The 21129-nt window shown below is 58.7% G+C and carries 22 protein-coding genes, 1 tRNA gene and 1 riboswitch; of the genes, 7 read left to right on the plus strand and 16 right to left on the minus strand.

Annotated elements, in window-relative coordinates:
• The first annotated feature begins 7 nt into the window (after nt 1-7).
• The 3 genes from ACB028_RS11880 to ACB028_RS11890 all read left to right on the plus strand — a co-directional run bounded on the left by ACB028_RS11880 (nt 8) and on the right by ACB028_RS11890 (nt 2806).
• Entirely contained in the window at nt 8-901 is an 894-nt protein-coding gene (locus ACB028_RS11880) for an ABC transporter permease subunit (RefSeq protein WP_042029244.1), read from the plus strand.
• Between the two features lie 82 nt (nt 902-983).
• The gene (locus ACB028_RS11885) at nt 984-1982 is read left to right on the plus strand and encodes an oligopeptide/dipeptide ABC transporter ATP-binding protein (RefSeq protein WP_042029245.1); all 999 of its coding nucleotides are present in this window, start codon (nt 984-986) and stop codon (nt 1980-1982) included.
• Nucleotides 1979-2806 carry an ATP-binding cassette domain-containing protein gene (locus tag ACB028_RS11890; protein ID WP_371144364.1) on the plus strand — a complete coding sequence of 276 codons (828 nt, stop codon included), beginning with the start codon at nt 1979-1981 and terminating at the stop codon, nt 2804-2806. Before ACB028_RS11885 ends, ACB028_RS11890 begins: the two co-directional genes overlap by 4 nt.
• Before the next feature lie 66 nt (nt 2807-2872).
• On the opposite strand, the gene htpG is transcribed toward ACB028_RS11890, so the two are convergent.
• Together htpG and recR are read right to left on the minus strand one after the other, a co-directional pair.
• Nucleotides 2873-4786 carry a molecular chaperone HtpG gene (gene htpG / locus ACB028_RS11895; protein WP_371144365.1) on the minus strand — a complete coding sequence of 638 codons (1914 nt, stop codon included), beginning with the start codon at nt 4784-4786 and terminating at the stop codon, nt 2873-2875.
• 168 nt (nt 4787-4954) lie between these two features.
• On the minus strand, nt 4955-5557 hold the full coding sequence (gene recR, locus ACB028_RS11900) for a recombination mediator RecR (RefSeq protein ID WP_371144366.1): 603 nt from the start codon (nt 5555-5557) through the stop codon (nt 4955-4957).
• Nucleotides 5558-6379: 822 nt separating this feature from the next.
• Between recR and alr the strand changes: the two genes are divergently transcribed.
• Nucleotides 6380-7501 (plus strand): alanine racemase, encoded by a 1122-nt coding sequence (alr, locus tag ACB028_RS11905; RefSeq protein WP_371144367.1) that lies wholly within the window; start codon nt 6380-6382, stop codon nt 7499-7501.
• A gap of 104 nt (nt 7502-7605) precedes the next feature.
• Here alr and ACB028_RS11910 read toward each other — a convergent pair.
• Together ACB028_RS11910 and ACB028_RS11915 are read right to left on the minus strand one after the other, a co-directional pair.
• Nucleotides 7606-7693, minus strand: a tRNA-Ser gene (locus tag ACB028_RS11910).
• 134 nt (nt 7694-7827) lie between these two features.
• Nucleotides 7828-8253 carry a YbjN domain-containing protein gene (locus tag ACB028_RS11915; RefSeq protein WP_042029255.1) on the minus strand — a complete coding sequence of 142 codons (426 nt, stop codon included), beginning with the start codon at nt 8251-8253 and terminating at the stop codon, nt 7828-7830.
• A 188-nt stretch (nt 8254-8441) separates the two neighbouring features.
• Between ACB028_RS11915 and ACB028_RS11920 the strand changes: the two genes are divergently transcribed.
• Nucleotides 8442-9779: a flavohemoglobin expression-modulating QEGLA motif protein gene (locus tag ACB028_RS11920; RefSeq protein WP_371144368.1), complete on the plus strand. Its 1338-nt coding sequence runs from the start codon at nt 8442-8444 to the stop codon at nt 9777-9779.
• Between the two features lie 66 nt (nt 9780-9845).
• Here the strand turns inward: ACB028_RS11920 and ACB028_RS11925 are convergent, their stop codons facing one another.
• Complete coding sequence (locus tag ACB028_RS11925) at nt 9846-10427, minus strand: thymidine kinase (RefSeq protein ID WP_042069658.1); 582 nt, start codon at nt 10425-10427, stop codon at nt 9846-9848.
• 91 nt (nt 10428-10518) lie between these two features.
• The gene (locus ACB028_RS11930; protein WP_042029257.1) at nt 10519-12099 is read right to left on the minus strand and encodes a Na+/H+ antiporter NhaC family protein; all 1581 of its coding nucleotides are present in this window, start codon (nt 12097-12099) and stop codon (nt 10519-10521) included.
• A gap of 87 nt (nt 12100-12186) precedes the next feature.
• A riboswitch (Lysine riboswitch) is annotated at nt 12187-12358 on the minus strand.
• A gap of 307 nt (nt 12359-12665) precedes the next feature.
• Here ACB028_RS11930 and ACB028_RS11935 point away from each other — a divergent pair.
• Nucleotides 12666-13070 carry an H-NS family nucleoid-associated regulatory protein gene (locus tag ACB028_RS11935; RefSeq protein WP_371144369.1) on the plus strand — a complete coding sequence of 135 codons (405 nt, stop codon included), beginning with the start codon at nt 12666-12668 and terminating at the stop codon, nt 13068-13070.
• Between the two features lie 58 nt (nt 13071-13128).
• On the opposite strand, the gene ACB028_RS11940 is transcribed toward ACB028_RS11935, so the two are convergent.
• The 5 genes from ACB028_RS11940 to ACB028_RS11960 form a co-directional block, all read right to left on the minus strand.
• Nucleotides 13129-13704, minus strand: a complete 576-nt coding sequence (locus ACB028_RS11940; RefSeq protein ID WP_124239927.1) for a cob(I)yrinic acid a,c-diamide adenosyltransferase — start codon at nt 13702-13704, stop codon at nt 13129-13131.
• Entirely contained in the window at nt 13701-13931 is a 231-nt protein-coding gene (locus ACB028_RS11945) for a DUF3820 family protein (protein ID WP_026458128.1), read from the minus strand. Before ACB028_RS11945 ends, ACB028_RS11940 begins: the two co-directional genes overlap by 4 nt.
• Nucleotide 13932: 1 nt before the next feature.
• Nucleotides 13933-14604: a 7-carboxy-7-deazaguanine synthase QueE gene (gene queE / locus ACB028_RS11950; RefSeq protein ID WP_371144370.1), complete on the minus strand. Its 672-nt coding sequence runs from the start codon at nt 14602-14604 to the stop codon at nt 13933-13935.
• A 61-nt stretch (nt 14605-14665) separates the two neighbouring features.
• A complete protein-coding gene (gene queC, locus ACB028_RS11955) occupies nt 14666-15355 on the minus strand; it encodes a 7-cyano-7-deazaguanine synthase QueC (protein WP_224209412.1) in 690 nt (229 codons plus the stop codon).
• Nucleotides 15356-15376: 21 nt separating this feature from the next.
• The gene (locus ACB028_RS11960; protein WP_342012036.1) at nt 15377-16000 is read right to left on the minus strand and encodes a tRNA-uridine aminocarboxypropyltransferase; all 624 of its coding nucleotides are present in this window, start codon (nt 15998-16000) and stop codon (nt 15377-15379) included.
• Here ACB028_RS11960 and rrtA point away from each other — a divergent pair.
• A complete protein-coding gene (rrtA, locus tag ACB028_RS11965) occupies nt 15999-16577 on the plus strand; it encodes a rhombosortase (protein WP_042029263.1) in 579 nt (192 codons plus the stop codon). The two genes, ACB028_RS11960 and rrtA, sit on opposite strands and share 2 nt — an antisense overlap.
• Here rrtA and pyrF read toward each other — a convergent pair.
• The 5 genes from pyrF to rpsA form a co-directional block, all read right to left on the minus strand.
• Nucleotides 16555-17253: an orotidine-5'-phosphate decarboxylase gene (gene pyrF, locus ACB028_RS11970; protein WP_342009700.1), complete on the minus strand. Its 699-nt coding sequence runs from the start codon at nt 17251-17253 to the stop codon at nt 16555-16557. The two genes, rrtA and pyrF, sit on opposite strands and share 23 nt — an antisense overlap.
• A 122-nt stretch (nt 17254-17375) precedes the next feature.
• Nucleotides 17376-18542, minus strand: a complete 1167-nt coding sequence (gene lapB / locus ACB028_RS11975) for a lipopolysaccharide assembly protein LapB (protein ID WP_371144371.1) — start codon at nt 18540-18542, stop codon at nt 17376-17378.
• Between the two features lie 9 nt (nt 18543-18551).
• Nucleotides 18552-18836 (minus strand): LapA family protein, encoded by a 285-nt coding sequence (locus tag ACB028_RS11980; RefSeq protein ID WP_026457385.1) that lies wholly within the window; start codon nt 18834-18836, stop codon nt 18552-18554.
• Nucleotides 18837-18993: 157 nt separating this feature from the next.
• Entirely contained in the window at nt 18994-19278 is a 285-nt protein-coding gene (gene ihfB / locus ACB028_RS11985) for an integration host factor subunit beta (RefSeq protein WP_026457386.1), read from the minus strand.
• Between the two features lie 92 nt (nt 19279-19370).
• The gene (rpsA, locus tag ACB028_RS11990) at nt 19371-21041 is read right to left on the minus strand and encodes a 30S ribosomal protein S1 (RefSeq protein WP_026457387.1); all 1671 of its coding nucleotides are present in this window, start codon (nt 21039-21041) and stop codon (nt 19371-19373) included.
• Nucleotides 21042-21129 lie beyond the last annotated feature (88 nt).

Genomic DNA, 21129 nt, shown 5'->3' on the forward strand with positions numbered 1-21129 from the left:
GTATCCTATGCAAGATAAATCGAACATCTATCCCGAGCTCAAGATCCTCTCCCCCATGGAGCAGACCTGGGCTGCCTATCGCCGCAATCCCCTGGCGATGGCGGGGCTCTGGTGCTTCCTGCTGCTGATCGCCATCACCCTGTTCGGACCACTGCTGGTGCCCTACGGCATTGACGAGCAGCATCCCACCCACCTGTTGCTGGCCCCCTCCTGGTCCAACAACGGCAACATCGATTACTTCCTCGGCACCGACGATCTGGGCCGTGACATGCTCTCCCGCCTGGTGGTGGGAGCACGGCTCACCTTCGGTTATGCACTGGTGGTGGTGGTCATCGCCCTGGTGGTGGGCTCGGCCATCGGCATCCTGGGGGGCATGAGCAAGGGGCTCAAATCGAGCGTACTGCACCACCTGCTCGATACCCTGCTCTCCATCCCCTCCCTGCTGCTGGCGATCCTGGTGGTCGCCATCCTGGGGCCCGGCCTGTTCAACACCCTGATCGCCATCACTCTCGCGCTGATCCCCCCTTTCATCCGCGCCACCTACAACGCGGTGCACGCCGAGATGCAAAAGGAGTACATCACCGCAAGCCGCCTCGATGGTTCGCCCCCTTTCCGGATCATGCGCCTCGCCATCCTGCCCAATATCGTCGAAACCCTGGTGACCCAGACCACCCGTACCCTGTCGGCCGCCATCCTCGACATCTCGGCGGTGGGCTTTCTCGGTCTCGGCGCCCAGTCGCCGCAACCCGAGTGGGGGGCCATGCTCGGCGACTCGGGGGATCTCATCTACCTCGCCCCCTGGACCGTGACTCTGCCCGGCATCGCCATCCTGTTCAGCGTGCTGGTGACCAACCTGGTGGGGGAAGGCATTCGTGAAGCACTCAAGGAGGGGAATGACTAATGCAGCCCCTGTTCGACAAAGCCAATATCAGCACCGGCGCCGTGGCGCGCCCAGTGCCACATCGTCATGAGGAAGGTCACTGATGCCCCTGCTCGATATTCGCAATCTCACCATCGAAATTGACACCCCACAGGGCAAGGTCAAGGCGGTGGACAAGGTGAGCCTGACCCTGGCCGAGGGGGAGATCCGCGGCCTGGTGGGAGAATCCGGCTCCGGCAAGAGTCTGGTGGCCAAGGTGATCGTCGGTATCCAGAAGGACAACTGGACGGTGCGCGCCGACCGGATGCGCTTCAACGACATGGACTTGCTGACCATGGCCCCCCGGGAGCGGCGCCGCATCATGGGCCGTGAAATAGCCATGATCTTCCAGGACCCCATCAGTTGTCTCGATCCTTCCGAAGAGATAGGCACCCAGCTTGAGGAGGCGATCCCGACCGACTCCTTCGAGGGGCAGTTCTGGCAGCGCTTCCAGTGGCGCAAGAAGAAGGCCATCGCCTTGCTCCACCGGGTCGGCGTCAAGGATCACCGCAAGGTGATGCGCGCCTACCCCCACGAATTGTCAGATGGCATGTGCCAGAAGGTGATGATCGCCATGGCGATTGCCAACCAGCCGCGCCTGCTGGTGGCCGACGAGCCCACCAGCGCCATGGAGTCCACCACTCACTCCCAGATCCTGCGGCTGCTGGACAAGATGAACAAGCTGGGCAACACCACCATCCTTATCATCAGCAACGACATCGCCGCCATCGCCAACCTGACCGACACCATCAACGTGATGTACTGCGGCCAGATGGTAGAGGTGGGCACCCGGGAGCAGATCCTGGAGACCCCCCACCACCCCTATACCGACGCCCTGCTCAAATCCATCCCGGACTTTGACAAGCTGGTGCGCCACAAGTCGCGACTCGAAACCCTGCCAGGGGTCATTCCGCCGCTGCAGCACCTGCCCATCGGCTGTCGCCTCGGCCCCCGCTGTCCCCACGCCCAGAAGCAGTGCGTACAGACCCCGCTGATGAGCAAGATCAAGGGCCATCAGTTCAGTTGCCACTTCCCGCTGAATATGGAAGAACCCAAGAAATGAGCCTGACCGTCAACCTTCCCCCGCAAGCGGCCCAGCAGGAACTCGACCCCTCCCTGTTGCAGGTCAGGGGCCTGTGCAAGACCTACCAGAACCGCACCGGCCTGTTCCGGCGCCAGGCGGTGGAAGCCATCAAGCCCCTCTCGTTTGACCTTGAAGTGGGCCAGACTCTGGCCATTGTCGGCGAGGCCGGCTCCGGCAAGAGCACCCTGGCGCGCATTCTGGCGGGCATGATCGAACCCAGCGGCGGCGAGATCGCCATCAATGGCCAGCGGATGGTGCACGGCGACTACCAGACCCGCTGCAAGCTGCTGCGGATGATCTTTCAGGACCCCAACTCCTCCCTCAACCGCAAAATCCGGGTCGGCCAGATCCTGGAGACCCCGCTGCGTCTCAACACCGAGATGACGGAGGAGGAGCGGCAGGACAAGGTGATCCAGACCCTGCGCATGGTGGGCATGCTGCCGGATCACGCCCTCTTCTACCCCCAGATGCTCTCCGCCGGTCAGCAGCAGCGAGTGGCGCTGGCGCGGGCGCTGATCCTCAACCCCAAAATAGTGGTAGCAGATGAAGCTCTTTCAACCCTGGATATCTCGGTGCGTTCCCAGATCATCAACCTGCTGCTGGAGATGCAGGAGACGATGGGACTCAGCTATGTGCTGGTGGCCAACGACCTGGGGGTGGTGAGCCACATCAGTGACGAGGTGCTGGTGATGCACGAGGGGCGCGTGGTGGAGCGTGGCAAGACCCTCAAGGTATTCGCCGATCCCCAACACGAGGTGACTCGCCGCCTCATTCAGAACTACGACAACGAATACCGTCGATAGCCTTTTCCCTTGCGGATATAAAAAAAGCCCACTGCATGCAGTGGGCTTTTTGTTGATGCTTGCCGCTTAGGCTTGCAGCAGCAGACGGTTGATGCGGGAGACAAAGCTCGCCGGATCGTTCAGCCCGCCCTGCTCGGCCAGCTGGGCCTGTTCGTGCAGCAGGGTGACCCACTCGCCAAACAGCGCCTCGTCTTCGATGGTGTCGAGCTTCTTCACCAGGGCGTGGTCGGGGTTGAGCTCCAGAATGTACTTCTGCTCCGGCACCGGCTGACCGGCCGCGCGCATCAGCTTGATCATCTGGGTGCTCATGCCGTAGGTGTCGGTAACGATGCAGGAGGGGGAGTCGGTCAGACGGTGGGTGACACGCACCTCTTTCACCGCATCGCCCAGGCTCTTCTTGACCCGCTCCACCAGACCTGCGTTGGCCTTCTCGGCCTCTTCCTGTGCCTGTTTGGAGGCTTCGTCTTCCAGATCACCGAGATCCAGCTCGCCACGGGTGACGGAGATGAGTTGCTTGCCGTCGAACTCGGTCAGATGACTCATCAGCCACTCGTCGACCCGCTCCCACATCAGCAGCACTTCGACACCCTTCTTGCGGAAGATCTCGAGGTGCGGGCTGTTCTTGGCCGCAGCATAGGAGTCGGCGGTGATGTAGTAAATCTTCTGCTGGCCTTCCTTCATGCGGCCAACGTAATCCTCGAGCGACACGGTCTGGGCTTCGCCCTCGCCGGCGGTGCTGGCAAAGCGCAACAGCTTGGCGATCTCTTCGCGGTTGGCGTAATCCTCGGCCGGGCCCTCTTTGAGCACATTGCCGAACTCTTTCCAGAACTTGGCGTACTTCTCGGCGTCATCCTTGGCCAGCTTGGAGAGCATGGTCAGCACCCGCTTGGAGCAGGCCTTGCGCAGGGAGGCGGTCACCTTGTTGTCCTGCAGGATCTCGCGGCTCACGTTGAGCGGCAGATCGTTGGAGTCCAGCACCCCTTTGACGAAGCGCAGGTAGGTCGGCATAAATTGTTCGGCGTCGTCCATGATGAAGACGCGCTGCACGTAGAGCTTCAGGCCATGCTTCTGTTCGCGGTTGTAGAGATCGAACGGTGCACGGGCCGGCACGTAGAGCAGGCTGGTGTACTCCTGAGCCCCTTCCACCCGGTTGTGACCCCACAGCAGCGGATCTTCGAAGTCGTGGGCGACGTGCTTGTAGAACTCCTGATACTCCTCATCCTTGATGTCTTTCGGGTTGCGGGTCCACAGAGCGGTGGCACGGTTGACCTGCTCCCACTCGCCCGGGGTACCGACGATGGTCTCGCCATCTTCTTCCCGATCCGGGGTGCCTTCTTTATACATCTCCACCGGCACGCTGATGTGGTCAGAATACTTGCCTACCACGGAGCGCAGGCGCCAGTCGTCGAGGAACTCGTCCTCTTCGGCGCGCAGGTGCAGGATGACGTCGGTACCGCGACCCTCTTTGGTCACGTCAGCCACGGTAAAGGAGCCTTCCCCTTCCGATTCCCACTGCACGCCCTGGCTCGGCTCGGTGCCGGCGGCACGGGAGACCACGGTCACCTTGTCAGCGACGATGAAGGCGGAGTAGAAGCCCACCCCGAACTGACCAATCAGCTGGGAATCTTTGCCTTGATCACCGGAGAGGTTCTTGAAAAATTCGGCGGTGCCGGATTTCGCGATGGTACCCAGGTGCTCGATCACCTGATCCCGGGTCATGCCGATCCCGTTATCGGAGATGGTCAGGGTACGCTTCTCTTTGTCCACCACCAGGCGCACACGCAACTGGCCGTCGTTTTCGAACAAAGAGGCATCGGAGAGCGCCTTGAATCGCAGCTTGTCCGCCGCATCGGAGGCGTTGGAGATAAGCTCGCGCAGGAATACTTCTTTGTTGGAGTAGAGGCTGTGGGCCATCAGGCTCAACAGTTGTTTGACTTCAGTTTGAAAGCCGTGGGTTTCGGCATGAACACTTTGGGTCATGGACCAATCCTCAGAAACATCGGGTTGAACATACGCCCAACCTAGATGGGGACGGCCGATCAAATATCAAGGGGCGAGTGTGCAATCTGCCTCACTCGCCCCTCTTTTTCCGTTCGATTGCCGGTTTTTCGGCCAATGCGTGTCGCCATCAACAGGCGGCCAGCGGGCTTAGGTCAGGCGCTGGCGCCCCATCAGGGAGTGGGAGAGTGTAGTGCCATCCACCAGCTCCAGTTCGCCCCCCACCGGCACCCCGTGGGCGATGCGGCTCACCTCGACACCGGCGGCGCGGGCCATGTCGGCGATATACCAGGCGGTGGCATCCCCTTCGATAGTGGGGTTGGTGGCGAGGATAAGCTCGCTGATAGCCTCCTCTTTCAGGCGCCGCTCCAGAATATCGAGCCCCAATTCCTCAGGGCCTATGCCATCGAGGGGCGACAGGTGGCCCATCAGCACGAAGTAGCGACCGGAAAACTGGCCGGTCTGCTCGATGGCCGCCACATCCGCCGGGCTCTCCACCACGCACAGCAGGCCGTTCTCTTCGCGCTTGGGATTGGCGCAGATATCGCAGCAATCGTTTTCGGTAAAGGTGCGGCAGTGACTGCAGTGCCCGATCTCGGTCAGCGCCCGACTGAGCAGCTGGGCCAACCGCAAGCCACCGCTGCGCTCGCGCTCGAGCAGGGTGAACGCCATGCGCTGGGCGGACTTGGGGCCCACCCCGGGGAGCACCTGCAGGGCTTTCATCATCTCATCGAGCAGGGGACTGAATTTCATGGGCTAAGTATCCTTTGAGGCTGTATCGGCTGGAGATGCTGTGCTCTGCTCCCGAGGGAGCCTGACTACCCGGCCGAACCAATCTTGTTGGCGCAGGACTATACCCGAGCCGGCTCCGAGCGCCAATGACCTTCTGGCCTCCATTGCCCTGGCCGTAGTCTCTCCTTGCGCAGCACTCTGCCCTCACACTCTGCGCCAACTCTCTGCGCAACGCCCCGAACCGGAGCGCGGGGCCGGCTCGTCAGCATGCGATGCTCGCAGCTCTTGTCAGTCAGCAGCCGATATTCAGTATTTGCTATTCGCACTTTAATTCCGGGTCGTAGCGCAGTCGATGGCGCACGTTGTCACGCCATAGACCGGCTGCACCACCAGGCTGGCTGGGATAAACCCGATACGCTGGATAGAAATCGCTGCCAATGTCATTAAACATGACACAAACCACCAATCGAGAAATTTACGCGGAGTTTAAAACCGCAAAACCCATAAAGATCGATTTAATATCTCACTTTGTTTACCACTAACAGACCAACTGATAACATAAATAAAACACAAGCAGTCAGATACACCAGCAATGGCATTCATGACTGTCTGAACTGGCAAAAGAGACTGAGGAAATAAAGGCTCGCAGGCCGACATGGATAACAGTCCCCTTTATCACAGCAGGCGCCGATCAGTATCCAAGTTGCTATCGGCTGCCAATAAGGACGTTATCCCGACACAGAGATTCACGCAGGACATCCCCTGGATGTGGGATGCCAAATGACCTTGCCCCTTGATAGAGGGCAACCCTTTTTCTCTATTTCACGGAAGAAATGGCACATCATGAACACTGTTACCGCCAGCATCGATCTGGATGCCTTGCAACACAACTTTGCCGTGGTACGGCGCCATGCCCCCCACAGCAAGATCATCGCGGTCCTCAAGGCCAATGCCTATGGCCATGGCCTGCTGCCGGTCGCCCATGCCCTGGCCCGGGCCGATGCCTATGCGGTGGCCAGGGTCGAGGAGGCCCTGGTACTGCGCGCCAACGGCTTCACCAAGCCCATCCTGGTGCTGGGGGGATTCTTCTCGGCAGAGGCACTTCCCCTGCTGGCGGCCCACGATCTGCAAACCACCATCCACACCCGCGAGCAGCTGGCGCTGCTCGAGCAGGCCCACCTGCCCGCTCCCATCAAGGTCTGGCTCAAGCTCGATACCGGGATGAACCGGCTGGGGCTGCGCGCCGAAGAGCTGCCCGCCTTTATCGAGCGGCTCACCCGTTGCAAGAATGTGGTACAGCCTTTCAATCTCATGACCCACTTCAGCCAGTCCGATGAGCAGGATGGGCCGGCCACCCAGTTGCAGATAGCGGAGTTCAACCGCCTCACCGCCCATCTGCCGGGCGAGCGAGCCATGGCCAACTCGGCAGGGATCCTGGCCTGGCCGGATTCACGCAGTGACTGGATCCGACCCGGACTCATGCTCTATGGCGCCTCTCCGTTTGGTGGGCAACTGGCCAGCGAGCACGATCTGCGCCCGGTGATGACCCTCAAGAGTCAGCTTATCGCCACCCGGGCATGCAAGCAGGGAGAAAACGTCGGCTATGGCGGCCACTGGGTGGCCCCTCATGACACCATCCTCGGTGTGGTCGCTGTCGGCTATGGGGACGGTTATCCGCGCATGGCGCCCGAGGGCACCCCTGTGCTGGTCAATGATCGTCGGGTGCCCGTTGTCGGTCGTGTCTCCATGGACATGATCACGGTCGATCTTGGCCCCGGGGCCCGCGACAAGAGTGGTGACGAGGTAACCTTGTGGGGGGAAGGACTGCCGGTGGAACAGGTGGCCGAGAAGATAGGCACTATCCCCTACGAGCTGCTGACCCGGCTCACCGCGCGGGTCTTTATCAAGCTCAGACGCGCCGGTGAACAGGCCCCTTCACTGGTCGAGGCTAGGCGGGTTGCCTGATGACATGCACTCACCGGCACCTGTCCGTTTTCCCGCCAGGATTTGCGCAGTACGAGAAACGCCAGAAAGCAAAAAGCCCGACCATCAGGTCGGGCTTTGCAATTTGGCGGTGAGGGAGGGATTCGAACCCTCGATACGTTGCCGTATACACACTTTCCAGGCGTGCTCCTTCAGCCACTCGGACACCTCACCAAATTTTGGTCTGTTGTTTAACGTGTTCAGCCAACACGCTGCTCGTTGCGCCGTTGCGCTGGAACGGGGCGTAATTTAGGGGAAAGCCCCGCCCGCGTCAACGGCTTTTTTTGCAAAACGAATCGTTCGCGGAATTAATGAACAGATTCCGGTGCAACCTGGATTTCCGGCAGGTTGAGGAAGCCGGAACGCTCGCATTCGGATACCAGTTCATGGGTCGCCGCGATCGTGCTCTGCACGAACAAGAGGAACTGCTCGACGCTGAGCCCCGCCTTGGTGAAGACGGTGTGACCGACCACCAGCCGTGGCAAGTTGTCGTCGATGATATCGAGAAACACCTTGAGCGAAGGGTACTGCATGTTGAGTCGCCCCAGTTCGGCCACCAGCGGCAGCAGTGCCGAAGGACGAACTTCCAGTTCGGATGAAAACAGCAGCCCTTCCTCTTCGACAAAGATCCGGCTCTCCTGAATACCGTCGACGGACTGCAGGGAGACAATATGGATGCCATGGCACTGGTCACACACATAGTGCTCGATACGAGCCTGCTGCAACCAACGCATTATCATTTCAGAGCTGGGGATATTCATTATTTCCACGACAAGATTGGGATCGAGGGGCGCAGTCTAAACCAATTTGCCAGCAACCAAAAGCGCACCTGCCCACTCGGCGCGGGGCCGGCTTCTTTTTGGCAAGTGCTATGCATATACTCAGCCCAATCCACGGCCACGCTTGCCCCACAGGGGGCCCTATGACCATCCAAGAAAAATATCGCCTGCATCTGAAATCTCTGTCGGACGAGCTGCTCGCCCTGCAAAAGCCCATCCGCATTCTGGATGCCATCAAGTGGCCACGGCAGATGCAGGAGCGCTTTCTGGCCAGTGGCGGCCGGCAGCTTCCTGCTATCGACAGGCACTTCTACGAGGGGCTTCCCCTCGGCTTTGATCCCCGCAACAAGTATCTGGAGCTCAAAGAGCTCAGGGACCGGATCCGCAGAAAGCTGGGCCCCCAGGACGATCTCGGGCGCATTTTGCAGGAGACGGTCGATCAGTACATGGTGGTGATCGAGATGCTGCGCCAGCGCGGGCAACCGGACTTTCTGCGCTACAGCCAGCTGCTATATGGCTCGGCCAGCGATCACCTGCGCGGGGATCGCAAGACCCTGCGCGAGCTGGGGGAGCGATTGTGCGACATCTTCTCCCTGCCCGGCGCCCGCCATCTGGTGCGCCCCTACCCCAAGGAGTTTGAGGGGGAAATCGCGGTTGCCAGGCTGCAGGGCAAGCTCTCAAGTTATTTCAGCGACGGCACCGTGCAGGTCAAGCTGAGCGATGGCATCGTCTCGGACGCCGCCGCCGGCGGGGATTACATCAAGCTCAACTCCCATGCCCGCTTCTCGGAGCTCGATCTGCAGGTACTGGAGGTCCACGAGGGCTGGGTGCACGTCGGTACCACCCTCAACGGCCGTCAGCAACCCTATGCCACCTGGCTGAGCGCCGGCTCCCCCCGCATCACCGCCTGCCAGGAGGGGTTGGCCGTGCTTATCGAGACCCTCACCTTCAGCTCCTTCCCGGATCGGGCCAAGCGCATCTCGGATCGGGTGATGGCCATTGACATGGCTGAGCGGGGAGCCAACTTCCTCGAGGTGTTCCAGCATTTCGTGCAACGAGGGGCCAGCGAGCACGACGCCTACAAGATCACCCAACGGGTGTTTCGCGGCGGCATGGTCGAAGGGGGCGCCTGCTTTACCAAGGATCTCTCCTACGTGCGCGGTTATGTGGAGACGGTCAACTTCATCCGTAGCGCCGTGCTGGAGGGGGTCCCCGAGATCCTGCCCATGCTGTTTGTCGGCAAGGTGACCCTGGATGATATCCCCGTGCTCTACCAGCACTACCTGGAGGGGTTGATCGCCGCCCCACGCTACCTGCCCCCCATGTTTCGCGATCTCACCGGCCTCTACGTCTGGTTCGGCTTCGCCTCCGGCATGTCGCTGGTGGATATCGGCCGGGTGCAGCATCATTTTCGTCAACTGTTCCACCGCCTGCCGGTGGCCGATCCCATCATAGCGCCGGTGGATATCGAGATTGACTGAGCCCCGGACAAACAAAAGGGCGCCGACATGGCGCCCTTTTGTTGTCAAAGGATCCGCAAGGCGACGTTACTTGAATGCCCGCCCTTCCAGATAGTGTTTGCGGCACAGTGACACATAGCGATCGTTGCCGCCGATCTCCACCTGCTCGCCATCGCGCATCACCTGCCCTGCCTCACTCACTCGCGAGTTCATGTGGGCCTTGTTGCCACACCAGCAGATGCTTTTGAGCTCTTCAAACTTGTCCGCCAGGCAGAGCAAATGGTAGGAGCCTGGGAAGAGCTCGCCGCGAAAATCGGTCTTGAGGCCGTAGGCGATGACCGGAATATCCTGCTCATCGACGATGCGCGCCAGCTGATAAACTTGCTCCTTGGTCAGGAACTGGGCCTCGTCGACGATGAAGACATCGATCCGTTTCTCGGCATGGCGCGCCTTGACCATCTCGAACAGATCGCAGGTGTCGCTGAACACCTCCACTTTCAATTCGAGCCCTACCCGGGCGCTGATCACGCCCACCCCGAACCGATCGTCGATCGCCGGAGTCATGGCCAGAGGATGCATGCCCCGCTCCAGATAGTTGAAATGCGCCTGGATGAGCTGGGTCGATTTGCCTGAATTCATGGTGGCAAATTTGTAGTGCAATGAAGCCATGTTACTGTTCCGAAACTGAATTGATGGGGCGCATGCTAACCAAAGCCCCAGACAAAACCAAGGGGCCCGCAGGCCCCTTGCACTATTGACGTTACGCGGTGGCAAGCACCGGCCGCGCTTTCGCCTTTCTCAGGTGATAGCTGGTAAAGAGTGCAAACCAGAGAGCACTGATGCTGAAACCGGCCAGGGCGGAGTGCATGAACCCCATGGCCAGGTAACCCAGCGCCGCGCCGAACGCGATGGAGAGGGCATAAGGCAGTTGGGTCATCACGTGATCGATGTGATGGCAACCGGCACCGGTGGCCGACAGGATACTGGTGCTGGAGATGGGCGAGCTGTGATCGCCGAATACAGAACCGGCCAGTACCGCCGCCAGCATCGGCAGCATCAACGCCGCATCGCTGGCCGCGGCCATGTCGCCGGCCAGCGGCAGCATGATGCCAAAGGTGCCCCAGCTGGTACCGGTGGCAAACGCCATGGCGCAGGAGAGCACGAACACCACGGCAGGCAGCACTTCGACAGGCAGGTTGCCGTTGGCCAGGGAAGCCAGGTACTTGCCGGTCTCCACGTCGCGCACCACGGCGCCGATAGTCCAGGCAAACAGCAGGATGTTGATCGCGGGCAACATGGCCATTACCCCTTGCGGCGCGGCCTTGATCCAGTTCTTGGCACCGAGCTTGAGGCGCATGGCCAGACCGATGGAGACCACCAGGCTGCACAGGGCACCGTACACCAGGGAGGAACCCACGTTGGTGTTCTCGAACGAACCGAGCACGCTAAACGGCAACCCTTGCTCGCTCAACACGGCGGCACCTGAGTCAATCATGAAGTAGATGGTGGCGGCGGTCAGGGTCAGGATCGGCAGCACCATGTCGATCATGCCGCCGTTGCTCTCTTCCGGGCTCTCCATGTCCAGACCGATGGGGCGCCCCTTGGATTCATCCCACAGCTTGCCTTCCAGCGCCCACTCTTCATGCTGGCGCATCGGGCCGATATCGAGCTGGAATGCGATCACCACCAGCACCATCACCAGGGTGAAGACGGCATAGAGGTTCATCGGGATCATCTCGACAAACGCGGCGATGGGGCTCTGTTCAGTCAGGCCATGGGCCGCCATAATGCCCCCCACCAGGGCGATGATGTAGGCCCCCCAGGAGGAGATGGGCATCAGCACGCACACGGGCGCCGCGGTGGAGTCGAGTAGATAGGCCAGCTTGGCACGGGAGATCTGGAAACGGTCGGTCACCGGACGGCAGATGGCCCCCACAGACAAACTGTGGAAGAAGTCATCGATGAAGAAGGCAAAGACCATCATGCCGGTGAGCGCCTTGGCCCCCTTGCGGGTCTTGGCACGACGTTCGGCCCACTCGGCAAAGGCCCGGGTCGCGCCGGAGACGCTCATCAGGCTGATGAGGCCACCCAGCAGCAGCATGAACAACAGCATGTTGATATTGTCGCTATTGAGGGCACCATCAACCCAGAAAATCTTGAGCACTGTGTTCAGCAGGTAGTGCAGGGAATCGAGCGGTGAAAACTGGTTGAGCAGCAGGCTGCCGGCTAGGATACCGACCCCGAGCGACAGCAGGACGCGGCGGGTCAGGATCGCCAGGGCGACAGCCAATAAAGGGGGAACGACAGACCAACCTGAGTCGGCGAAATGACTAATGTCCATGATCTCTTTGCACCTAAAGATACAGGTGGAGATCTACCGAGAGGATCTAAAGAAACAAAACCCATGGGGAGGTCATACTCCTCAGCCCCTTCAGGTAGCGCTCCATAGTGGATGACTATGGCAGTCCTGCACCTATTAGATGCAGAACCAGCAGCCCGGTATGATGGCCTGGCCACTTCGGCGCTGACTCCTTTCCTTGTGCATCATCGGCATCACCCTCCACACAAGTAGTCATAGGCAGCGCGCCTCTACTTAAAGGTATTCGCAGGACATTTTATCCAGCCATCAGCTTATAGCAAGTCTTTTGATTAAATAACCATAACAAACACGTCACCAAGCATCAAAAGGGTAGTCAAATGATTCGCTATTGAATTTTTTGGCGCTATTTTCAACTAGTCAGGCGCCATTGATATCCCGTTGAACAATGTCCCGACTACCAATTATTGCTGCCAGCATTATCCGGACAAGGCTCCTGTTATATTTCCACTGCCTTGACATATTTAATTTGAGACGCAAGAATCAGAGTCGACATATATATTTCCTTGTGACGCTACATGGTAAATCCTATGCATGATTTCTTGAAAGTACTGCTTAATATCCGCAGCCTGCGCGCGACTTGCCGCGAGCTATCCCTGGCACAACTGGAAGAGGGCTTGGAAAAACTTTCGATTATCGTAGCCGAACGCCAGCAGGATGAGGCCGCTGAACGTCAGGCTCGCGAAGAGCATCAACGGAAAATTGAAGAATACAGTGAAATGCTCAAAGCGGCCGGTATTGATCCTGCCGACCTGGTCAAAGTTGTCGCAGCCAGCCCGGCCAAATCCGAAAAAACCAAGCGGGCACCCCGTCCTGCCAAATATCGTTATCAGGATAACGGCATAGAGAAAACCTGGACTGGCCAGGGACGCATGCCATCGGTGATTGCCAATGCCATTGCGGCAGGCCAATCGCTGGAAGATTTCGCTATTTGATGACATGCCTATCCAATAAAAAACCTCGCCAAGGCGAGGTTTTTTATTATTTTTCCCATCAGACATTCGAGGGCTGGCGATCGGCAGCTTTGAGCCACACTACCTCCCCCTTGCCTTCCCGGCTCAAGAGGTAACGGGCGATGGTAAAGAACCAGTCGCTCATCCGGTTCAGATAAGGCAGGGTCTCGGGGTTGATGGCCTCTTCCTTGCTCAGGGTCAGCAGCAGCCGTTCACAATGGCGCACCAGGGTTCGCACCACATGAGCCTGGGCTGCAGCGCGCGATCCCCCGGGCAGTATAAATTGACGCAGCGGGGTCAGCTGCTCGCTGTAAGCGTCTATCTGTTGTTCCAGACGGGTAGTCCAGGCGGCATTGACTTGCCAGATGGCAGCATTCTGGGCGGCACTGGAAAATGCCAGCTCGCCGCCCAAATCGAATAACTCCTGCTGCAGCAACTGCAAATCGGCCAATAAGGCTGTCTCTTGCGCGGGTACCTCGCAAATCAATACCCCGATATGGGAATTGAGTTCATCGATATAACCATAGGTTTCGACGCGCAAATGATCCTTGGCCAGACGAACACCATCTGCCAGGCGAGTCATGCCCTTGTCACCCTGCCTCGTATATATTCTCATACCGACATCCTGTTAATAATGGGAATAATCATGGACTCCAGCCCGTTTAGCTTGATCTCGTAGGCCAGGGCCAGTGTCTGACCCAATTTACCGGCTGGAAAACCATTGCGGGCCAGCCACACCAGATAAGGTTCCGGAATATCAATGATCCGCCGCCCCTGATATTTGCCATAGGGCATTTTATTGGCCAGCGTCAGCAGCACCCGCTCGTCGGACAACCACTCCATATTAATCGATATCCAGATATTTATGGGTCTGGATGGAGAGTCGCCAATTACGGGCAATACAGGTCGTCATCGCCAACTGGGTAGCTCTGGGCTTCTGGCTGATAGGCTGCAGCGCAATCACCACATCGGCCCGCAGGTGTGCAGTGGCCAGCAGCTCATCCAGCTCTTCGATATGGTGTTCGGTGGCCACCGGATGCTTTATCTCGTTGGCACGCTCCAGCGCCGATACCAGCACGGGCAGCCCCCCTTTCATACCGATCTTGGGAGACACTGTCACCCAGGTATCGTCATGGGTCTTGATCTCGCTGGTGCCACTGGTTTCGATTTGCACCTGATAACCCGCCGTCAGCAAGGCGGTGGAGAGCTCATGCAGATCATAGAGGCAGGGCTCGCCCCCGGTGATCACCACATGGCGAGCCTGATAGCCAAGTTGCTGAAAACTCGCCAGGATCTCTGCCGTGCTCATCTTGCTCCAGCCATCCGACTCGTTGGAGCAATCCAGCACCGCCTGCATACCCACCTCACGTTCGGGATCGACAATCCAGGTATGACGGGTATCGCACCAGGGGCAGCCCACGGGGCAGCCTTGCAGGCGTACGAAGATGGCGGGCAGGCCGGTGAAGATGCCCTCCCCCTGGATGGTCTGGAAAATCTCGTTGATTGGGTAGTGCATCTTGATCACTGCTGGTTGCAAAAGTCGCGGATTATACCTCAAGCACAGGCAAGAGGCAGGTTTACAATCCGGTTTTCTCGCGCAGGCGAGTCGTTACGCCAGCCTTGTCGGCGAGATAGTGGTTCAGCCCGCGGCTGCGCAATTCGCAAGCCGGGCAACTGCCGCACCCATCGCCGGGGATGCCGTTGTAGCAGGTGAGCGTCTGCTGGCGCACCGTCTCCAGATGGCCGTAGTGATCCGCCAGCGCCCAGGTCTCGGCCTTGTCGAGCCACATCAAGGGGGTTTCAAAGCGGATGCCGCGATCCAGCCCCAGGGACACCGCCTGATTGAGCGCCCTGACGAACTCGTCACGGCAATCCGGGTAGCCGGAGAAATCGGTCTCGCACACGCCGGTGATCACCGCCTCGGCTCCCACCTGGTAGGCATAGATGGAAGCCAGGGTCAGAAACAGGATGTTGCGACCCGGCACGAAGGTGTTGGGCAGGCCGTTATCCTGCAGCTCGCCGCTCACCGGAATGTCGTCACGGGTCAGGGCCGAGACGGCCAGTTCGTTGAGTAGCGTCACATCCATCACCTTGTGGGCCGCGACGCCCAGCTGGCTGGCCAGACGACGGGCCGTGTCGATCTCTTCCCGATGGCGCTGGCCATAGTCAAACGTGATGGCGTGCACCTCGTCATATCGGGCCAGTGCCTGCACCAGACAGGTGGTGCTGTCCTGCCCACCGCTGAAAACCACAACTGCTTTTTTCATCTTGATGACTCCTCGGGATATTTAACGACGGCGCCCTTCGGCAAAGGCCAGCCACTGGCTGTTGAGCTGATTGAACAGGGTGAGCAAAGGGGCATAGCGCTCGGGCGTGCCTTCCCATTGGGCGAGGAGGTGATAGCCCGCCTCCAGGGTCGACAACGCGTCGGGAAAGGGTTTCTTGCGAATGGCGTACTGGCCTGCCACCGCCTCCAGGCCGATGCGGGGCAGCCGGGCCAGCATGGGGTTGCTCTGCAACATGCGATACGCCTTGCGCCAGGTGCCATCGAGCAGAATAAAGGCGATCGGCAAATGCGAACCCGAAGTAAGTTCGCACTGCTGGCGCAGTTGAGCCAGTGACAACGCCTCCTCATCCGGCCACAACAGATAGCAGCGGCGTGCGGGATCGGCCAGCAACTCATTGAGCCAATCCACTTGCGAAAAATCTTCGCCAACATGCAGCTCGGCGCCTTTGAGAGAGGCCGCCAGCAGGGAAGCCGTGCCCTTGGGATGCGCCACTTCATTGGGGTGTTGCAGGATATAGAGCGGCGTCTGGTTTTCAACCGGCACGATATAATCGCACAGGCACGCTTTAAGGGCCCGGGTACAGCGTGTACAGTATCGACTCTTCTTGTTGTTGGGCTGTGTCATGTTGTCAGAAAAATCCGGATGGCTCTGGGTTATCACGCTCTCTCTCGCCAGCTTGCTGCTCTTTTTTACCGTCCCCAATCTCCAGCTGTCGTTCGACAGGGATCTGATCGCCCGGGGCGAAGGGTGGCGGATCATAACAGGCAATCTGGTTCATACCAATCAATGGCACCTGTTGCTCAACCTGGGTGGACTCACAATCCTGTATAGCCTGTTTCGCGACTACCTGGGGTACGCCAGACTCCCTGTGCTGATGCTGTTGCTCTGGTGCGCCGTCGGATTGGGGATCTGGTGGTTGTGCCCGCAGACCCACTGGTACATGGGGCTATCCGGCTCACTGCATGGTCTGTTTATGTGGGGCGCCATGCAGGATCTGCGGCACGGGCGCCGGATCTCGGGCTGGCTGATGCTGGCAGGAATGGGGATCAAACTGGCGGTGGACTTCTACAATGCCGGCGAGAGCCCGATCGCCACGCTGATCGGTGCCAGGGTGCACATAGAATCCCATCTGATAGGAGCAGGTGCAGGCCTGTTGCTCGGCCTGCACCCGGTATCCATTACGCACTCAACTCGGCATTGATGCTGGCCAGCATGGCTGCCGGATCGGCGGCCTGGGTGATGGGACGGCCGATGACCAGATAATCGGAGCCCGCCTCGACGGCCGCTCGCGGCGTCATCACCCGGCGCTGATCCCCGGCATCGGCGCCGCTTGGGCGGATCCCCGGCGTCACCAGCTTGAAGTCCGCCCCCAGCAAGGCTTTCAGCTCATGCGCTTCATTGGCGGAACACACCACACCATCGAGCCCTGCCGCCTTGGTCAGCTTGGCCAGGCGGATCACCTGTTCGGCCGGGGTCACATCCAGCCCCATGGGGGCCATGTCGGACTGCTCCATGCTGGTCAGCACGGTCACGCCGATCAACAGCGGTGCCTTGTCACCATAAGGTGCCAGCGCCTCGACGGCGGCACGCATCATGCGTTCGCCCCCACTGGCATGCACGTTGACCATCCAGACGCCCAACTCGGCACTGGCGGCCACGGCCTTGGCAACGGTGTTGGGAATATCGTGAAATTTCAGATCCAGAAAGACATCGAACCCCTTGGCCACCAGTTGGCGCACAAACTGCGGGCCAAACAGGGTGAACATCTCCTTGCCCACCTTGAGACGGCACTGAGCCGGAGAGATACGTTCAACGAACGCCAAGGCATCTGCCTCGTGTTGATAATCCAGCGCTACCAGTACTTTGGGATCTAGCATCTCACTTCCTATTAGTTGTTATTCACCCTCCTGGATCGCGTTCATCGCCTTGATCCAGGTTCCGTTTGCTGACATAGATGTGGCGCTCAATTCGCGCCACATCAGATGTTCAATTGCTTCTTTTATTCCCCATCCAGGCCACGTATTGGCTTGATGGAGCCCCACTGGCGGCAGGATGGACACTGCCAGAACAGCGAGTGCGTAGCAAAACCACACTGGCGGCACTTGTGGGTCGATTTGATTTTTATCTGCTCGCCCACCAGCTGCTGCAGCAGCTCGAGGCTCTCCTTGGCAGGCCCCTCCTCCGCACTGGCCAGCTGAAATCCCACCAGCTGATAGAACCCCTTCATGGAGGGATGGCGACGCAGCTGACGCAACACCAGTTCGCGGGCCTGGCTCAGGCCATCGCGCTCCTCCACCAGCTTGGCAAGTGCCAGGGTCACGCTGACACCGGCATGCTCCTCTACCGCCTTCTCGAGGATGGGGATCAGCGCCTGGCTGCGCCCCAGTTGCTGGTAGCACTGCAACAATTTGGGGATGGCTTCGGAGGCAAAATCCATATCCTGTTCAAATACCCGCAGCAGCTCCTTGCTCGCCCGCTCATATTCCCCCTCAGCCATGGCCAGCTCAGCCAGCCGCAGACTGGCACGGGCGCAGGCGGGGTTGATGCCAAGGGCCCGTTTGAATTTGGCCAGCGCCTCCCCCTGATTGCCTTCGCGCAGGGCGTTTTCAGCCTGCTCACAATAAAAATGGGAGATGGGTTCGGCCAGCTTCTTGCCCTGGAACTGTTGCAGGCGCACTGCCACATCGATGGCCTTGTCCCACTCTCGCAACTGCTGGTGGATGATGAGCAACTGGGTGAGCGCCGTCTCTTCGAAATCGCTGTCTTCACACAGCTCTTTCCAGATGGCTTCCGCGCGATCCAGCAAGCCGGCGGCGAGAAAATCGCGGGCCAGCTCCTGCAATGCCAGCTGGCGCTGTTCGCGGGTCAACTGGCGGGCGACCAGATTCTGGTGGATCTTGATGGCACGATCGACCTCGCCGCGCTGGCGAAACAGGTTGCCGAGGGAGAGGTGAGTTTCGATGGTTTCGCTGTCCACCTCCAGCAGCTGGATAAAGAGATCCACCGCCTTGTCGGATTCATCGGACAGCAAATAATTGAGACCCGCCACGTACTGGCGGGAAAACTGGTTACTCTGTTTTTGGGTGTCCTGGCGAACACTCCTGCGGCCCATGTACCAGCCATAACCGGCAGCGATGGGCAACAGCAGGAAAAGCAGTTCAAGCATTGAGGAGCATTATTCCTTACCCGCTGTACGGGCCAGCTCCAATTCGCGGGATTGACGACGCATGGTGCGATTGAGGGTGCGGTTTTGCATCTTCAAACGCAGGAACAGCAGGCCGAATACCAGCCAACCAAGGAGGAAGCCGCCAGCGAAGAAGAACCCGAGCAGCATGGCGAGCGAGAACTCTCCTTGCGCAATCAGGTAGTTGAACTGAACCAGCTGACCGTTTTGTGAACCCAGCGCCAGGGTCAGAATAAAGACCAGCACCAGCGGGATAAGGGCCAAAATACGCTTCATAAGAGCTCCCTGTCAGTATCGAGTGAGAGGCTGATTATCCTTAAAATCACAGGCAGACTCTAGAGTGAATGGGAAAAGAGTTTAAGAAACAAGATGATTGGCACAGGTTCAAAGGCCAAAAACAAAAAAGGCATACCCGAGTATGCCCATTTTTGCATTATTCAATGGTGTTGACGCGCTCGCGCAACTCTTTGCCAGGTTTGAAGTGCGGGACATATTTCCCGGTCAGTTCAACCTTGTCCCCGGTCTTGGGGTTACGGCCCACGCGGGGGGCACGATAGTGCAGTGAAAAACTGCCAAATCCGCGAATTTCAATCCGGTCGCCGTTTTGCAAGGTCGACGCCATTTGTTCAAGGATCTCCTTGATGGCAGCTTCGACATCCTTGGCCGGCATATGCATGCGGCTGGCTGCCAGTTGTTCGATGAGATCTGATTTGGTCATAACGTTAAATCTCCTTCCCCGATCACATGCAATATTCATTTTGCCAGGATAAAAAAGGGCGGCGCAATGCCGCCCTTTTCTTGCATCAAGGATTACTCACCCTTGGCGGCTTTGAACGCTTCAGCCATAGCGTTGCTGAACACAACTTCTTCTTGCTGGTTCAGGTTGTCGATAGCGACACGCTCGTCAGCCTCGTCCTTAGCGCGGACAGACAGGCTTACGGTGCGGTTCTTACGATCAACGCCCATGAATTTGGCTTCAACTTCGTCACCAACAGACAGCACCAGAGTGGCGTCTTCTACGCGGTCACGGGCAGCGTCGGAGGCACGCAGGTAGCCTTCTACGCCGTCAGCCAGTTCGATAACGGCACCTTTGGCATCAACCTCGGTAACCTTACCCTTCACGATAGCACCTTTCTTGTTGTCAGCCAGGTACTTGTTGAACGGGTCTTCTTCGATCTGCTTGACGCCCAGGGAGATGCGCTCACGCTCCGGATCCACTTGCAGAACAACGGCTTCGATCTCGTCGCCCTTCTTGAATTCACGCACGGCTTCTTCGCCCTGGTTGTTCCAGGAGATGTCAGACAGGTGAACCAGGCCGTCGATGCCACCATCCAGACCGATGAAGATACCGAAGTCAGTGATGGACTTGATCTTGCCGGAAACACGGTCGCCTTTGGCGTGAGTTTCGGCAAACAGCTGCCACGGGTTGGATTTGCACTGCTTCAGACCCAGGGAGATACGACGACGCTCTTCGTCGATGTCCAGAACCATCACGTCAACCACGTCGCCAACGTTAACAACTTTGGACGGGTGGATGTTCTTGTTGGTCCAATCCATCTCGGATACGTGTACCAGGCCTTCAACGCCTTCTTCGATTTCAACGAAGCAGCCGTAGTCGGTCAGGTTGGTCACGCGGCCAGACAGACGGGTGGTCTCCGGGTAACGCTTGGCGATAGCAACCCACGGATCTTCGCCCAGCTGCTTCAGACCCAGGGATACACGGGTACGCTCGCGGTCGAACTTCAGAACCTTGACGGAGATCTCGTCGCCAACGTTGACGATTTCGGAAGGATGCTTAACGCGCTTCCACGCCATGTCGGTGATGTGCAGCAGGCCGTCAACACCGCCCAGATCTACGAATGCACCGTAGTCGGTCAGGTTCTTGACGATACCCTTAACTTCTTGACCTTCTTGCAGGTTAGCCAGCAGGCTTTCGCGCTCGGAGGTGTTCTCGGTCTCGATCACGGCACGACGGGAAACAACAACGTTGTTGCGCTTCTGGTCCAGCTTGATGACTTTGAACTCGAGTTCTTTGTTTTCCAGGTGAGCGGTGTCACGGATCGGACGCACGTCAACCAGAGAACCCGGCAGGAAGGCACGGATGCCGTTCAGTTCAACGGTGAAACCACCCTTGACCTTGCCGTTGATGATACCGATAACGGTAGCTTGCTCTTCGTAAGCTTTCTCAAGCTGCAGCCAGGCTTCGTGGCGCTTGGCTTTTTCGCGGGACAGCTTGGTTTCGCCGAAACCATCTTCGATAGAGTCCAGAGCCACGTCAACGGAGTCACCTACGTTGATTTCCAGCTCGCCCATGGCGTTTTTGAATTCTTCAGCCGGGATAGCGGACTCGGATTTCAGACCGGCGTCAACCAGTACGAAACCGTTCTCGATAGCAACGACAGTACCCTTGACGATGGAACCTTGACGGGTTTCAACGGCGTTCAGGGACTCTTCAAAGAGTTGAGCAAAAGATTCGATCATTGTTTATGTCACAAATGAAACATCCACTTGTCATCCAGCACAAGCGGGGTTGTTTTAAATAATCTGCGCCATCCTTGGTGCAGACGAC

Origin of the sequence: Aeromonas sp. S9(2024), from assembly GCF_041403185.1 — a bacterium.
Taxonomy (GTDB): domain Bacteria; phylum Pseudomonadota; class Gammaproteobacteria; order Enterobacterales; family Aeromonadaceae; genus Aeromonas; species Aeromonas enteropelogenes.

What these genes read in the sequence shown, in the direction of transcription:
- ACB028_RS11880 (WP_042029244.1), top strand. Translation starts at nt 8, where the DNA reads ATGCAAGATAAATCGAACATCTATCCCGAGCTCAAGATCCTCTCCCCC.
- ACB028_RS11885 (WP_042029245.1), top strand. Translation starts at nt 984, where the DNA reads ATGCCCCTGCTCGATATTCGCAATCTCACCATCGAAATTGACACCCCA.
- ACB028_RS11890 (WP_371144364.1), top strand. Translation starts at nt 1,979, where the DNA reads ATGAGCCTGACCGTCAACCTTCCCCCGCAAGCGGCCCAGCAGGAACTC.
- htpG (WP_371144365.1), bottom strand. Translation starts at nt 4,786, where the DNA reads ATGACCCAAAGTGTTCATGCCGAAACCCACGGCTTTCAAACTGAAGTC.
- recR (WP_371144366.1), bottom strand. Translation starts at nt 5,557, where the DNA reads ATGAAATTCAGTCCCCTGCTCGATGAGATGATGAAAGCCCTGCAGGTG.
- alr (WP_371144367.1), top strand. Translation starts at nt 6,380, where the DNA reads ATGAACACTGTTACCGCCAGCATCGATCTGGATGCCTTGCAACACAAC.
- ACB028_RS11915 (WP_042029255.1), bottom strand. Translation starts at nt 8,253, where the DNA reads ATGCGTTGGTTGCAGCAGGCTCGTATCGAGCACTATGTGTGTGACCAG.
- ACB028_RS11920 (WP_371144368.1), top strand. Translation starts at nt 8,442, where the DNA reads ATGACCATCCAAGAAAAATATCGCCTGCATCTGAAATCTCTGTCGGAC.
- ACB028_RS11925 (WP_042069658.1), bottom strand. Translation starts at nt 10,427, where the DNA reads ATGGCTTCATTGCACTACAAATTTGCCACCATGAATTCAGGCAAATCG.
- ACB028_RS11930 (WP_042029257.1), bottom strand. Translation starts at nt 12,099, where the DNA reads ATGGACATTAGTCATTTCGCCGACTCAGGTTGGTCTGTCGTTCCCCCT.
- ACB028_RS11935 (WP_371144369.1), top strand. Translation starts at nt 12,666, where the DNA reads ATGCATGATTTCTTGAAAGTACTGCTTAATATCCGCAGCCTGCGCGCG.
- ACB028_RS11940 (WP_124239927.1), bottom strand. Translation starts at nt 13,704, where the DNA reads ATGAGAATATATACGAGGCAGGGTGACAAGGGCATGACTCGCCTGGCA.
- ACB028_RS11945 (WP_026458128.1), bottom strand. Translation starts at nt 13,931, where the DNA reads ATGGAGTGGTTGTCCGACGAGCGGGTGCTGCTGACGCTGGCCAATAAA.
- queE (WP_371144370.1), bottom strand. Translation starts at nt 14,604, where the DNA reads ATGCACTACCCAATCAACGAGATTTTCCAGACCATCCAGGGGGAGGGC.
- queC (WP_224209412.1), bottom strand. Translation starts at nt 15,355, where the DNA reads ATGAAAAAAGCAGTTGTGGTTTTCAGCGGTGGGCAGGACAGCACCACC.
- rrtA (WP_042029263.1), top strand. Translation starts at nt 15,999, where the DNA reads ATGTTGTCAGAAAAATCCGGATGGCTCTGGGTTATCACGCTCTCTCTC.
- ACB028_RS11960 (WP_342012036.1), bottom strand. Translation starts at nt 16,000, where the DNA reads ATGACACAGCCCAACAACAAGAAGAGTCGATACTGTACACGCTGTACC.
- pyrF (WP_342009700.1), bottom strand. Translation starts at nt 17,253, where the DNA reads ATGCTAGATCCCAAAGTACTGGTAGCGCTGGATTATCAACACGAGGCA.
- lapB (WP_371144371.1), bottom strand. Translation starts at nt 18,542, where the DNA reads ATGCTTGAACTGCTTTTCCTGCTGTTGCCCATCGCTGCCGGTTATGGC.
- ACB028_RS11980 (WP_026457385.1), bottom strand. Translation starts at nt 18,836, where the DNA reads ATGAAGCGTATTTTGGCCCTTATCCCGCTGGTGCTGGTCTTTATTCTG.
- ihfB (WP_026457386.1), bottom strand. Translation starts at nt 19,278, where the DNA reads ATGACCAAATCAGATCTCATCGAACAACTGGCAGCCAGCCGCATGCAT.
- rpsA (WP_026457387.1), bottom strand. Translation starts at nt 21,041, where the DNA reads ATGATCGAATCTTTTGCTCAACTCTTTGAAGAGTCCCTGAACGCCGTT.